Source organism: Streptomyces sp. NPDC000348 (assembly GCF_042898795.1).
In the GTDB taxonomy this organism is placed as follows: Bacteria; Actinomycetota; Actinomycetes; order Streptomycetales; family Streptomycetaceae; genus Streptomyces.
In genome coordinates, this window is record NZ_JBIAZD010000009.1 from 290907 (window position 1) to 303461 (window position 12555).

Below are 12555 nucleotides of genomic sequence, written 5' to 3' on the forward strand. Positions count from 1 at the left end.
CCCGGGTGTGACACCGGGCGCCCCCGCGTCGTCGTACCGGCCTCCGGGCCGCCGCGTCCGCGGCCTGGCCCCGGAGTCCCGCGCGTTCCACGCCCGCACGGGACGCCATCGGAACCACTGCGGAGGCACTGGACGGTGATCCCGTCCGGTACGCGCACGGGGACGTCCGCTCGGACGAGGGAGCGGTACCCACTCCGCTGACACACGGGACGGTCGTACGCATCGCGGTGGAAGGACCGGCCCCGGGCACCCGCCTGGTCGAGCGCATACGTGCAGCCCACCCGAAGGCGCCGGGGACACGGAAACAGAATGGTCCCGTCCCCTTGTCAACCGGCGGCGCACCCTCCCCGGCGCGTTGTCCACTCGCACCGTCCGGGCCGGCGGGTTACGCCACGGAGAGCGCGGGCCGGACGTGAGGCAGCGGGAGCCGTGCGTCAGTGGTCGGTCTCCAGGTGGAGCTTGAGCAGGTCCACTCCGTAGTCGCCGCCGTTGGGCGTGCGGATGATGGTGTGGATGTGCTGCTGGGTGGGGGTGCCACCGCCCGGCCCCCCGCTGGGCATGCCCGACGGCTGGCCGCTGGGGGCACCACCGCCGCCGCCCATCTGGGCGTTCTCGCCGTAGGCCAGCGGGGACTGGGCGTCGTACTCGATGAGCACGACCGGGCTGTGCACCCGGTAGTAGAACGCGGAGGAGTCCTCGGTCTCGCCGATCCAGTAGAAGTACGTGTCGTCGAGGTGGTCCTCCACCTCCTTCATCTTCACGGCGGCGTGACCGTCGTCCATGTAGCCGACGTAGACGCCGACCAGGTCGAGCAGTTTCTGCCGCTGGGCGGAGGTGAACTCCTTGGCGGCGAGGCCCTGGTAGGCCAGCTCCAGGTTGTCCTGGCCGGCGCCGGCCACCATGTTCGTGCCGCCCTTCTCGTCGGCGGAGATCACCTTCTCGCGCTGCGCGGAGGTCAGGGACCGCAGCAGTGCCAGACCGGCCTCGGTCTCCGGCTTGAAGGTGGTGATCTTCTCACCGTTGTAGGTGGCCGAGGTCGGCTCCGAGCCCATGAAGGTCGGGGACATGACGACCTGGTCGCCGAGGACGAAGTAGTTGACGGCCAGGTGGTGGCCCTCGTACTGGAAGCCCCAGGGCTTGGTCGTGGACGGAGTGCCCATGAAGGTGAAGTAGTAGTGCCCCTCGGTCAGCGTCTGCCTCCCGCCGCCGTTGTAGTCGCCCAGGAACGCGTTGAGCTTCATGATGTTCCGGGTCAGGGTCAGCCCGTCGGCGGACAGCGCCGCGCCGAGCAGCGCGTAACCGAGGTTCCGCTGCTTCTCGGTCAGATCGCCCATACGGGCGCCCTCGCGCTCGTAGCCGTCGACGTTGCTCCAGGCCAGCCACTCGTCGTCGTCCACGTCGAACACGGACGCCCGGCGCACCTTGGCGCTGAGCCCGTCCAGGAACGCCTGCGCGGCCTTCACCACGGCATCCGTCGAGACACCGGTGGAGTGGATCGAGAAGAGGTCGTCGACGACCTTCCCGTCGGTGGTGACGCCCTTGAAGTCGGCGTACTTCACCTCGGTGGCGCCGGGGCCCATGCCCCCGGCGCCACCGGGCCCACCGGACGGCATCCCGCTCTGAGCGGCACCGGACGCGGAGCCGGTCGCGTCCGACGACCCGGTGGAGCAGCCGGTCATGGTCGCCACGGCGGCGGCGCCGCCGAGCAGCAGCGACCGGTTCATGAACCAGCGGCGGGTGCGCTCGGTGGCGGGGGTACGGGGACGGTGTGCGTTCATGAGCGTGAGATTCGCCCATGATCCTTATTTTTCCGTAAGGACTCCCTGTGAATCAGGGATGAGACCGCGAGGCCGCATCCGGGGGCCCATCGGAGTGAACCGTTCGGCTGCCACCGCCCGCCGGCTCATGCCGTCGTCCGGCGTCGGAACAATGGCTCCTTCTCGCTGCGGGCGGGTCCGAGCCAGGTACCAGGTGCCAGTCCTGGTCGCCGGCGGGTGGGTCGGCTCCGGCGGCCGTCCGGCGCCGGGCCAGGAGGGTCACCGGGCGCCGACACGAGCCGGCGGGCGATGAGAGCGGAGACGACCGGGACCGCCCCGCCCCGGCGCCCCCTGCCGGGGACCGTGCGGCCGCGACAGTGGTACTGCTGCTGTTCGGTGGCATTCTTCCTCCAACGAGCCACGGTCCCTCCTCCGCGTTGACGGCCGTTCGGCCACCACGCCCGCTCGGCGACTGCTTCTCCACTGGTATCCGTGCCTGCCGGTGCCGGACGCACCGAGCCGCCTGCTCCACATGATCATGATCTACGGCTGGAGTACGAGCGAGCCCTGCGCAAAGCCGTCGGCGGGATCACACAGGGCAGTGCGCAGTCGATGGACGCGCACCGAGCAGCAGGCGGCGGTACTGACGGGAGGCGTTCGCCCCATGACCGTGCCGCCTGCCGAGTTCCCTGCGGCTCTGCGTCTCATGGGGCGCTCACCAGTCCCAGGATGCTTCCTCGAAGGCGTCGGGGTTGGTGACCCAACCTGCGTTGAGGACGAGTCGGGAAGAGCGGTGCAGAGCGAGGAACCCGAAGGGGCGGTCGAAGCGGGCGCTGATCTCGCGGGCTCGGAAGGGGTGGCGCGGGATGCCACCGGCCATCATGTCGAAGGCGGTGACGGCCGCGGAGCGGAAGCCCCGTGCGCCGAACGTCGCCGTCATCGACTGTGCGGCGGCCTGGACGGCGAGTGGCTTGGCACTGATGCCGGGAAAGTGGCCTCGCGAGGCGTCCGTCGCCGTGCGCAGGCCGAACAGGTCGGGGTGGTTGAGCAGATCGTGGTGGGCTGTGACGGTGAACGGCACGGTGGATACGTGGAGCGCGGGTTCGCCGTCGACACTGGGGACGCGAGTCACGGACAGCCCGGGGCCCGGAGTGCCGTAAGGGAGGTGATCGCCGGGGACCGTTGCCCGGCGGTTGTGGAGGGCGCCCACGGCGGCAGCCAGTACCTGGCCTGCGGTTGCTTCAGGTGTTCCGAGGTACAGGTGGACGTCGATGCCATGGGTGCCGATGATCTGAAGTTCGGTGAGGGGGCCGGCTGCGGTGTCCGCGACGCCGACCCGGTTCAGGAGACTGGTGGTTCGGTGCAGGCCGGCCAGGTCCATGTCGCGCCAGGGCCCTGCCTCGGCTTCCATTCCGCCCGGAGTGAAGGGCCGGATCCAGTCGGTGCGGAGGGTCAGGGCGCTGGCCAGCACCAGCAGAGTCCCGTCGTTCACAGCGACCGGCATCGCGTCGATCTGTCCTTGAGTGCACTTGGCTGCCCATGTGTCGAGGTACGACTGGTCGTTGACGGGGTCGCCGGTGAGCTGTCCGTGCACGTCGGCGGGCAGCCGGTCCAGCCAGGCCGGTTCGACGGGCAGGGTGTGGCGAGTCCACAGTCCCATAGCTGTGTTCAGGCCACGCATCGCCCCGAGCGTGGAGAGCAGGTCTCGTGCCGCTGCTGCGGCGCCGTCCGCCGGGATGCCGAGCACATCCGAGAGTTCCTGCCGGGCGGGACCCGCAGCACCGTCGGCGAGAAGGCCGAGTAACGGCCACACCCCGGCTGCGGCGAGTACCGTGCCGTCGTGGGGCAGGGCCGCGGCCCACCGCGTGGTCAGTCCGTTGATGGCTTTGACGGTGCCGTGACTGGCCATGTCTGCCCTTCCGTTGCTCCTGATCCTTGTGAGAGTGGAACCGGACGCGCCCGGCCGGCAAGCGAATTGAACGTCGCGGTCACTGAGAGAACCTCAAGGCCCGGCGGCGGGTGCTGAGGAAGCGCACGGCGGGCCCTCGCCGATGTATCACCGGGGCCGGACACCACTGGCGTAGGGGAGGACCCGACTGGACGTCACCGGACGGCAGTTGCCACGGGATCGACCTCACATTGCGCGATCCTGTCGGTGTATCTCATTTTGGCGGGCACCCGGTAGGTCGTTTTGTCCTTCGCGGGGACCGATACCTGACTGCCGGTCTCGAGGAAGGTGTAGCCGTGCTTGTCCGCGAAGCCGACTTTCACGTTCAGGACGGCGTCACGTCCGTTCGGATTCCTGATCTCGACGGTCGCGTACGGGTCCTCCATGCTTGCGCACTGCACGAGCACGGCGGTGCCGTCCTCCAGGGGCAGGGCGGTACTGCTGGAGGGGGACACCGTGGGCGTGGGCTGTGAACTGCCGTCGCTGTTGTCGTTGCTCGTCCCGGAGTCGTGGGAGTCACCGCTGGGCGAGCCGGTGGACGAACCGCCGAGCGGGTCGCCGCCGCCCGGCGTCGAACCGTCGTGGTCCTGGCTGGAGCTGCTGCAACCGCCCTCGTCGCTGCTGTCCCGGCTGCTGTCTCCCTGGTCACGCCCCGACGAGAAGCCGGTCAGGGCCAGTACCACCATCACCGACACCGCTGTGAGTCTGAGCCTGCGCCCCTGCATGTACATGCCCGCATCCTACGGCGAAGGTGCTGCTGCCGATGCAGGTGATCTTGCCGTCGCGGACCAGCTGCTGGTGCGGGCAGTGAGGTGGTACAGGCTCCGCCCGGACAGCACGTCCGTGAAGTGGTGTCGGCGGCAGGCTCAGGCCCATCGGCTGGTGCAGCTTCGTGACCGGCACGATCTTGTCGCGGCGTCCATCGCCGGCATGGTGGCCGGGAGGCGCCGGCCGCGACCGTGGTCGTGGCCACGCCCGGCGGTACGTGGCAGCAGCTGCCCGCGGCGTCGTTCGGGTCGTCCGGCGCGACGGCCCACCGCAGGTTCACCGAGTGGACGAGGGCCAGGGCCCGGGCCAAGCTCCACCGCTTGGTCCTCGACGAGCTGGGCTCCCGAGGCGAGTGGGACCTCGCCGGTCGCCCTCCCCGCACCGCCGGCCGGCCTGGTCCGCGAGCTCATCGCGATCCGCCGCGGCAAGGCCAAGATCGGCACCCCGGAGGATGCCCCCTGGCTTTTTCCCAGAGGTCGGCCGGGACGCTTCCCCGGGGACGACCGGATCGACCAGCGCCTCCACAAGATCGGGATCCGGCCCAAGCAGGACCGCCCCACCGCGCTGTTCACCCGCGCCACCGAAATGCCCGCCGCGGTCCTCGCCCGGATGCTCGGGGTCCACATCAAGGTCGCCGTCCAGTGGCAGAAGGCATCGGCCGGAGACCGGGCCGCCTACGCGGCCGGGATCAGCCGCCGCAACACCACCTCGCAGTGAGCACAAGATGGTCTTTGCACGTCAGACCCGCCTGAGAAGATCACACCATGCTGCAAGCCTGCCTGAACGGTGCCAGAAGCCGTGCCGAATGCGCTCGCCTCCCAGTGACCTCACGAGAATTGGCAATGGAAGCCCGCCGGGCCGCCGCTGCCGGCGCCCAGGACATCCACCTTCACCCCAAGAACCGCGACGGCCGGGACACGCTGGAACCCACCACCGTCGCCGCGGCCCTCACAGCCGTACGGGCCGCCGTCCCAGGCATCACTGTCGGTGTCACCACCGGCGCCTGGGCCACACCGGATCCCGAAGCGCGCGCGGCCCAGGTCCGATCCTGGACGGTGCTGCCGGATCACGCCTCCGTGAACTGGCACGAGGACGGCGCCACCGAAGTCGCCACCGCCCTGCTGGACCGGGGAATCGGCATCGAAGCGGGCATCTACTCCGGGACTTCCTCAGCACAACGTTTCCTCAACTGGTCGCAGTCCCACCGCGTCCTGCGCGTCCTGGCCGAGATCACCGACACCGGCCCACAGACCGCGGTTCACTCCGCAGTCGACCTGCTGGACGAACTCCGCCCGGCCGCGCCCTCACCGATCCTTCTGCACGGCGAAGACGAAACCGCCTGGCCCATCCTCCGCCTGGCCGCCGCCCGTCGGCTGGACACACGGATCGGCTTGGAAGACGTGCTCCAGCTACCCGACGGCACCCCGGTCGAGACCAACGCCGACCTCATCCACGCGGCACGAGAGATCATCCAGCAGACATCGGGGAGTTCTGATACCCGACTCCACCATTAGGCCGGCCCGGCGGCGCCCGGGCCGTCTTCCACCACGAATGGAGGAAGGCGGAAGCGAAGCAGAAACTCAAGCGGACTGCCGAGGCGTATCGGCAGTTCGAGCAGGGGCAGGTGCCCGCCGGCCCGGGATCCGGCGCCGTCCTGCTGGCCGGCCCTCGCATCCCCCAGTGGAGAAGAGCCGGTTGCGGGCCGAGCACGAGCGGTCCATGCGGATCCTCGAAGAGATCGACAAGGCAGCCGGAAAGGCCGGATGACATGGCACTGGGTCACCAGCAGCGCGACCAGATCGAGCGACGCGTCCGCGCGGCCATCGACCGGCTGCCGGCCGGGCGGATCCTTCTGCACCCCGACGATGCCGCCGCGCCGCAGCCCCTGCCGCACTGGGAGAACAGCACTGGACGCTGCGGCCCGAACGGAACCGAAGGAGCGAACCGAGCATGTCCTTGCGGAGCCCGAATCGCGACACTTGCTGCAGATTGCTCCGGGCCTTACGAACTGCACCTCGACCCGCTCCGGACCCACGCCTTCGCCGGAGCGCCCGGCGCCGATGAACGCCGGGGAGCGGCCCCCCGCGGAGGCGGGTGCGTCGTTCGACGACGTCCCTGAGCCCCACGTTCTACGTCATGGACTGGGCGCCCGAGAAGATCGACGCGTCCGTGGCAGGGGTGGGGCGGGTGGTGGAGAAGATCGGGCTGACGGTGCCGCACCCGCCCTCCTCGCTGATCGGGTTCGACCACCCTGTTCGAGCCCGACGCCCTGGTCGAGGTGGAGGCGACTGCGAACCTCGGCTGAGCGGCTCCCACCGTCGCCGCCTCACCACAGTTGGGTCCCCGGGGCGCCCTTGAACGGCCCACGCACCTCCGCGGTGATCCAGCCGCCGTAGAAGTCCCCCTTCTGAGCCGTGACCTCCTCTCCGCCGACCGTGCAGCGATCCATGCGGCTTGGGTAGAAGGCGAAGAAGTCGGCGAGGGGTGCGTAGCCGGGCTCAGGACGGGGATAGCTCCAGGCGGCGCGAGCGCGCACGTCGTTTCCCACGATGATGTCCCAGTACCGGGCCGACCCCTTCCATTCGCACCAGGTCCGGCCCGCGACCGCCGGGAACAGGAACTCCGTACGGACGTCCTGCGGAGGGATGTAGAACACGGGGGGATGGCTGGTCTCCAGTACCCTGACGGCCCTGCGGGTCTCGGCCACCACTTGTCCGGCGCACTCCACCCGCACGTCGCGGTCGTCCTCCCGCATGACGGGCGGCCGCGGGTAGTCCCAGACCGACTCGGGCGTCCGCGGGGTGAAACGCGGCACGGGCTTTTCCAGCGGGTCCAGATATACCTCGTCCTCGTAGCACCAGGCCCATTCCCGGTCGCTCGCGAGGGTGCGTGCCACCGGGTGAGCGCTGGAGTCGAAGTGGGCCGTGGCGTGAGCGCCACGAGAGCTGTCGCTGCAGCCCACGTGGCCGCAGGTCAGGCACAGCAGCAGGTCGGCCGGTGTGCGTTCGTGCGCCGCGCAGGACGCGCACGTCTCACCCAGCGGGGGTGGGTCCGCCGTCCAGGTGTGGGAGCAGGCTTTCCCCGAGGGCCGTCCGCCGTCGGGCCGGGGTGTCCATCTCGTCATCGGTGATCACCGGCCTGTCCATTCGACATCAAGCCTCTCGACATCATGCTTCTCGGCAGCACTGCGCCTCGGTCCACGCCCGTGTCGGTCACGTTCCCTCCTCCGCGGTCCTTGCTCTCCCCCCTGTTTCGCCCCGACTCCGCACAGGAGATGCAGGCCACCGGACACTCCGTCCCCAGCGGCGACCCTGCACGCCGGAGGCATGCGCCACCCGGAAGTGACCACGGTCAAAACGTCTGGGAGGGGATCAGCGGCCAGGCGGTCGATCCCGGGTGTGTGCCCACCCGTAGGGGAGGGCGGGCACACCGGACAATCTGTGGCAGTGGGGCACCGGACCCGGACGTGGCCGGCGGTCGCTGGCGACGTCGTCCTGCGCACCGGCGGCTGCTGATACCACCGGTGTCCCCGGGCGCCGCATCCCGCACGCGAGGACGAACGGTTCCAGGCACGTCCCCTCCAGGCCTCAGGGCCACACGGGAGTAGTGACACGACCAGGAGCCAGGCCTTCCTCACCCGTCACTTGCAAGGGAGTGCGCTCGAAGTCATGGCGTCGAGGACGCAACGGCGTACGAGGCCGTCTCAGCGCCCACCCCCCTGGAGATGCCGGGTGGTGGCATCTGTGTCTGGATGGACGGGGGACTTCGTGCCGCCCGAAGGACGATCAAGCGTGCGGGGAAGGCTGGGACACGACATGCAGAAGCACAGTCTGCGGGAATTGCAGGTATCGGCCATCGGCCTGGGGTGCATGGGCATGTCCGCCTTCTACGGGACTGTCGACGAGGAGGAGGGCGTCGCGACGATCCGGCACGCCCTCGACCTCGGGGTGGACTTTCTCGACACCGCGCAGATGTACGGCCCGCTCACCAACGAGTCCCTCGTCGGCAAGGCGATCCGGGGGCACCGCGACGAGTATGTGATCGCGACGAAGTTCAACTACCGGATGGACGACGCCGTACCGGGCGACATCAGCACGGTCGGCCCGCAGGACGGCTCGGCCGAACATGTCCGCAGCTCCGTCCACGGCTCCCTGAAGCGCCTGGGAACCGACCACATCGACCTGTACTACCAGCACCGGATCGACCCGAACGTGCCCATCGAGGAGACGGTGGGCGCGCTGGGCGAACTGGTCACCGAGGGCAAGGTGCGCTACATCGGTCTGAGCGAGGCGAGCGACCGGACCATCCGGCGTGCGCACGCCGTGCACCCGCTCACGGCTGTGCAGAGCGAGTACTCGCTGTGGTCGCGGGACGTAGAGGCCGAGGTGCTGCCCGCCTGCCGGGAACTGGGCATCGGCTTCGTACCGTACTCGCCCCTCGGTCGCGGCTTCCTCGCCGGGCGGTTCACCTCGCCGGACGACCTGGACGCCGACGACTGGCGCCGCCAGAACCCGCGCTTCCAGGACGCCAATCTGGAGGCGAATCTGCGGTTGGCGGCGAAGGTGCGGGAGATCGCCGCTGAGAAGGACGTGACGCCGGCTCAGCTGGCCATCGCGTGGGTACTGGCTCAGGGCGACGATCTGGTGCCGATCCCGGGTACCAAGCGCCGCACCTACCTGGAGCAGAACGCCGCCGCCGTCGACGTCGACCTGACGGAGGACGACTTGGCCCGCATCGACGCGGAGCTGCCCGAGGCGGCCGGTGAGCGGTACGACGAGGCAGGCATGCGGTCCGTCAACCGGTAGACGGAGGAGGTGCGCACACCCGAGGGGGCTCCGTAGGGAGCGCGGGGTGGTTATCGATCTCCTGAACGCCGGACCGCACGCGGAGAGACGCCGACCGCGGACCGGACCGGCGGTTCGCCCGGGGCGAGGCGAGTTCTGTGATCGCCAAGGACCTGCGCGTCGGCGTCCGGTCGGTGCAGCGGTGGCGGCAGGCGTGGGAGGAGGACGGGCCGCGTGCGCTGCGGTCGCAGGGGCCGACGTCGTTGCCGGGACTGAGCGAGAAGCAGTTCGCGCGACTGGAGGCGGAGCTGGCCAAGGGGCCGGCCGCGCACGGCCGGCAGGACCAGCGCTGGACCCTGAGCCGGATCAAGACCGTGATCGGCCGGCGCTTCCACCTGACCTACACCATTCAGCGTGTGCGCAAGCTGCTGGTGCGAGGCGGCTGGTCCTGCCAGGTCCCCGCCCGCCGGGCCCTGGAACACGACGACGAGGCCGTGGCCGGCTGGGTGAAGGAGACCCGGCCCTGCGCGGAAGACTCGCGGCGGCCTGTGGAGCCTGGCTCGTCTTCGAGGACGAAGCCGGCCTCTCCATGACGCCGCCGCAGGCGAGGACCTGGTCACAGCGTGGTCGAACCCCGGTGGTGCGGGTCCGCGGCCGCTCCCGCAGACGCATCCCATCGCAGCGTTGACCTGCTGCACAACCTGTCACCGCTCGAAGCTGATCCACCGGCCCCGCCGCGACGACGGCAACCACGACGGACGCAAGAGTTCCTCCTGGCGCGACTACCGCGACCTGCCGATCGCCGCACACCGGCAGCTCGGCGGCCCGATCGTCCAGGCCTGGGACAATCTCCACGTCCACAAGGCCGCCGACCTGCGGGAATGGGCGGCAGCCCAGGACCGGCCGACCATCTACTACCTGCCGCCCTACGCACCCGACCTCACCCCCGTCGAAGGTGTCTGGTCGCTGCGGCGCGGCTGGCCCTCCCACGTCGCCTTCAGCACCCCCGAACACCTCGTCCAGACCATCCGACGCGGTCTCCGCCACGTCCAGTACCGCAGCCACCTCATGGACGGCTGCCTCACCGAGACAGGACTGACCATCAGCCCCTGATCACCGAAGACGACATCACGAGTTCAACCTCGGTAGGTCTTGCTCCGCGCACGCCGGCGCCGGCCCGGCCGCCGTCCGGACCGGCGGACGGGGCGACGTCACGCAGGGACGCCGAGCGGCGGGTGGTCGAGCACGCGGGGCTTGTACTCGACCAGCTGGATGCGGCCGTCGAAGGTGCGGTGCTCGATCATCTCGAGGGCGACGTCCGGATAGCCGTCGTAGATGCGTTCTTCGCCCGTGACCCCGGTGATCACCGGGAACATCACGACCCGGAAGCGGTCGACGAGTCCGGCTCGCAGCAGGGACCGGCACAGGCTGAGGCTGCCGATCGTGCTGAGGAGCCCCGAGCCACTCGACTTCATGGCGCGGACCGCCTCGACGGCGTCGTCGCGGACGAGCGTGGAGTTGGCCCACGTCAGTGGCTCCTCGAGTGAGGAGGAGAACACCACCTTGGACGCTTGCGTGAGCTCGTCGACGGACGCCTCTTCTTCGGACCTGAACTCGTCTTGGCCGTTCGGGACCTCGCCTGCGGCGAAGCCCGACATCAGGCGGTAGGTGTTCGCTCCCATCAGGTAGGTGGCCTCGGGCTGCTCGCCGAGCCATGCGAGGTACTCCGGGCCCTCCAGGCCCCAGAACCCGGGCCATCCCTCTCCCGATGCGTGGCCGTCGAGGGAGGTGATGAAGTCGACGAGAAGTTCCGACACGGCGGTGTCCTTTCCTGGGGTGTCACGAGCTTGGACCGGCCGGGAGCCGCAAACTCATCGGCCGCGCTGTGGAGTGACGAGAAAACCCATGACGCTGCAGCCGATCAGGCCGGCGGAGCGGCACCGCTTCGGAGGGGACGGCCGCTGGGACTGGACCGGCCTGCCGCGCTACGTGACCACCGCGTCCGTCCACGGATCCGGGCTCGGCCCCGCCCGGGCCGTACGCCACATACGAGGCAGCGTGGCCGCGCACGAGCTCGGCGTGATCGCGAAGCGCCACTTCATCATCCCGGTTCTCAACCGGTGCGGGGCCGATGTCGTCAACGCCCACGTCGGCCTGGACCTGACGGCTGCGTGGGGTGACGGGTCGGCGGCGGCGGTGGTCGGCACCATGATGGACACCGTCATCGACAACCTCCTCGCCGAGACGTCGGTGCGGTCGATGTCCCAGGCAACCAGGTACCAGCGGCGGTCGAAGATCACCAGGCTGTGCGGCTCGGTCGAACGTGGGCTGGCGCCGTGGCGGGGGCCGGCGTGGTCGAAGCGCAGTCGCTCGCGTCGGCGGCATGCCTCGGCGAGGGGCATAAGGGTGTCCGCAGAGACCTTGAGGGCCGGGGCCGTGCCGGCCCCGGGGCGGCGGTGTGCAGGGTGTTCACCCGGTACCGCAGCCGGGACGGCAGCATCTGCTCGAGCTTGGTGAGCGTACGCGGCGGGGACTCCTCGATCCCGGCGACCGAGCCGCCGGCCGCCGTGCGCAGGCCGACGACGGTGACGGCCTCGTCGGCGTCGAGCAGCAGCGGTTCAGGCGGTCCGGTCCGGGGCCTCGAGGAAGTCGAGCCAGCAGAGGAGACGGGCTCCCTGGCGGGCCGTGATGTCCGGGTCACGCAGGGCGTTGGTCAGGAGCGACATGCCCTGGTAGGCGGAGATGAGGGTGACGGCGAGGTCGTCCGGGTCGGGCAGGCCCATGGCGCGGAACTGGTACCCGGTCCACTCCAGCAGGCGCCGGATCACTGTTCCGGCCTCCGCATCGAGGGTGCCGTCGGCGCGTTTGTCGAGTTCGACGGCGAGGGTGCCAGTGGGGCAGCCGTAGCGGGCTGCGACTTCGCGCTGGCCGATCCATGCCTCGATCAGGGCCTTGAGGCGGTCGCGCGGGTCGGGCAACCGGTCCAGACGACCGGTGAGCTCGTCCAGGTGCGCACGGTGCTCGGAGAGCGCGGCCAGGACCAGTTCGTCCTTGGTCTTGAAGTAGTAGTAGACATTGCCGACGGGAACGTCGGCCGCGCGCGCGATGTCGGCGAGAGTGGTGCGCTCGACGCCCTGCTTATGCAGGACCCGGGCCGCTTCGGTCGTGAGCCGTCGGCGTTTGTCGGCCGCACGCGCCCGGGGCTTCATTGAGTCAGTCACCCGACTCACTATAGACAGCGGCCCGTGGGACCGTGCTACGGTCTTCGAACTAAGTTAGTCGACTAACTAATTTCGGG

At 69.8% G+C, this 12555-nt stretch carries 11 protein-coding genes and 4 pseudogenes; 7 read left to right on the forward strand and 8 right to left on the reverse strand.

Features of this window, described 5'->3' with window-relative positions:
• Positions 1-434: 434 nt before the first annotated feature.
• The 3 genes from ACFY3N_RS20075 to ACFY3N_RS20085 all read right to left on the reverse strand — a co-directional run bounded on the left by ACFY3N_RS20075 (position 435) and on the right by ACFY3N_RS20085 (position 4436).
• Positions 435-1778 carry a DUF3500 domain-containing protein gene (locus ACFY3N_RS20075; RefSeq protein ID WP_390818024.1) on the reverse strand — a complete coding sequence of 448 codons (1344 nt, stop codon included), beginning with the start codon at positions 1776-1778 and terminating at the stop codon, positions 435-437.
• Between the two features lie 694 nt (positions 1779-2472).
• Positions 2473-3666, reverse strand: a complete 1194-nt coding sequence (locus tag ACFY3N_RS20080) for a serpin family protein (protein ID WP_390818025.1) — start codon at positions 3664-3666, stop codon at positions 2473-2475.
• 194 nt (positions 3667-3860) lie between these two features.
• Complete coding sequence (locus tag ACFY3N_RS20085) at positions 3861-4436, reverse strand: hypothetical protein (RefSeq protein WP_390818026.1); 576 nt, start codon at positions 4434-4436, stop codon at positions 3861-3863.
• Between the two features lie 622 nt (positions 4437-5058).
• Here ACFY3N_RS20085 and ACFY3N_RS20090 point away from each other — a divergent pair.
• Positions 5059-5190 (forward strand): hypothetical protein, encoded by a 132-nt coding sequence (locus ACFY3N_RS20090; RefSeq protein ID WP_390818027.1) that lies wholly within the window; start codon positions 5059-5061, stop codon positions 5188-5190.
• A gap of 47 nt (positions 5191-5237) precedes the next feature.
• On the forward strand, positions 5238-5987 hold the full coding sequence (locus ACFY3N_RS20095; RefSeq protein ID WP_390818028.1) for a 3-keto-5-aminohexanoate cleavage protein: 750 nt from the start codon (positions 5238-5240) through the stop codon (positions 5985-5987).
• On the opposite strand, the gene ACFY3N_RS20100 is transcribed toward ACFY3N_RS20095, so the two are convergent.
• On the reverse strand, positions 5984-6367 hold the full coding sequence (locus ACFY3N_RS20100) for a hypothetical protein (RefSeq protein WP_390818029.1): 384 nt from the start codon (positions 6365-6367) through the stop codon (positions 5984-5986). The two genes, ACFY3N_RS20095 and ACFY3N_RS20100, sit on opposite strands and share 4 nt — an antisense overlap.
• Positions 6368-6557: 190 nt before the next feature.
• Here ACFY3N_RS20100 and ACFY3N_RS20105 point away from each other — a divergent pair.
• Positions 6558-6778: pseudogene (locus ACFY3N_RS20105) on the forward strand (RidA family protein); the annotation flags it as partial.
• Positions 6779-6799: 21 nt separating this feature from the next.
• On the opposite strand, the gene ACFY3N_RS20110 reads toward ACFY3N_RS20105, so the two are convergent.
• A complete protein-coding gene (locus ACFY3N_RS20110; protein WP_390818030.1) occupies positions 6800-7597 on the reverse strand; it encodes a DUF427 domain-containing protein in 798 nt (265 codons plus the stop codon).
• A 691-nt stretch (positions 7598-8288) separates the two neighbouring features.
• Here ACFY3N_RS20110 and ACFY3N_RS20115 point away from each other — a divergent pair.
• The 3 genes and pseudogenes from ACFY3N_RS20115 (at position 8289) to ACFY3N_RS20125 (ending at position 10370) form a co-directional block, all read left to right on the forward strand.
• Entirely contained in the window at positions 8289-9278 is a 990-nt protein-coding gene (locus tag ACFY3N_RS20115; RefSeq protein ID WP_390818031.1) for an aldo/keto reductase, read from the forward strand.
• A 137-nt stretch (positions 9279-9415) separates the two neighbouring features.
• Complete coding sequence (locus tag ACFY3N_RS20120) at positions 9416-9850, forward strand: winged helix-turn-helix domain-containing protein (protein WP_390818032.1); 435 nt, start codon at positions 9416-9418, stop codon at positions 9848-9850.
• A pseudogene (locus ACFY3N_RS20125) lies at positions 9847-10370 on the forward strand (transposase). The gene ACFY3N_RS20120 and the pseudogene ACFY3N_RS20125 overlap by 4 nt, the downstream one beginning before the upstream one ends.
• Before the next feature lie 98 nt (positions 10371-10468).
• Here ACFY3N_RS20125 and ACFY3N_RS20130 read toward each other — a convergent pair.
• The gene (locus ACFY3N_RS20130) at positions 10469-11074 is read right to left on the reverse strand and encodes a dihydrofolate reductase family protein (RefSeq protein ID WP_390818033.1); all 606 of its coding nucleotides are present in this window, start codon (positions 11072-11074) and stop codon (positions 10469-10471) included.
• 88 nt (positions 11075-11162) lie between these two features.
• Between ACFY3N_RS20130 and ACFY3N_RS20135 the strand changes: the two are divergent.
• Positions 11163-11462, forward strand: a pseudogene (locus ACFY3N_RS20135) (Tn3 family transposase); the annotation flags it as partial.
• On the opposite strand, the pseudogene ACFY3N_RS20140 reads toward ACFY3N_RS20135, so the two are convergent.
• Positions 11402-11659: pseudogene (locus tag ACFY3N_RS20140) on the reverse strand (WYL domain-containing protein); the annotation flags it as partial. The pseudogenes ACFY3N_RS20135 and ACFY3N_RS20140 overlap by 61 nt on opposite strands.
• A gap of 216 nt (positions 11660-11875) precedes the next feature.
• Positions 11876-12466: a TetR/AcrR family transcriptional regulator gene (locus tag ACFY3N_RS20145; protein ID WP_390818099.1), complete on the reverse strand. Its 591-nt coding sequence runs from the start codon at positions 12464-12466 to the stop codon at positions 11876-11878.
• Between the last annotated feature and the right edge of the window lie 89 nt (positions 12467-12555).

Excerpts from the sequence above, each read along its gene's own strand:
- ACFY3N_RS20075 (WP_390818024.1), bottom strand. The coding sequence starts at position 1,778 with ATGAACGCACACCGTCCCCGTACCCCCGCCACCGAGCGCACCCGCCGC.
- ACFY3N_RS20080 (WP_390818025.1), bottom strand. The coding sequence starts at position 3,666 with ATGGCCAGTCACGGCACCGTCAAAGCCATCAACGGACTGACCACGCGG.
- ACFY3N_RS20085 (WP_390818026.1), bottom strand. The coding sequence starts at position 4,436 with ATGTACATGCAGGGGCGCAGGCTCAGACTCACAGCGGTGTCGGTGATG.
- ACFY3N_RS20090 (WP_390818027.1), top strand. The coding sequence starts at position 5,059 with ATGCCCGCCGCGGTCCTCGCCCGGATGCTCGGGGTCCACATCAAGGTC.
- ACFY3N_RS20095 (WP_390818028.1), top strand. The coding sequence starts at position 5,238 with ATGCTGCAAGCCTGCCTGAACGGTGCCAGAAGCCGTGCCGAATGCGCT.
- ACFY3N_RS20110 (WP_390818030.1), bottom strand. The coding sequence starts at position 7,597 with ATGACGAGATGGACACCCCGGCCCGACGGCGGACGGCCCTCGGGGAAA.
- ACFY3N_RS20115 (WP_390818031.1), top strand. The coding sequence starts at position 8,289 with ATGCAGAAGCACAGTCTGCGGGAATTGCAGGTATCGGCCATCGGCCTG.
- ACFY3N_RS20145 (WP_390818099.1), bottom strand. The coding sequence starts at position 12,466 with ATGAAGCCCCGGGCGCGTGCGGCCGACAAACGCCGACGGCTCACGACC.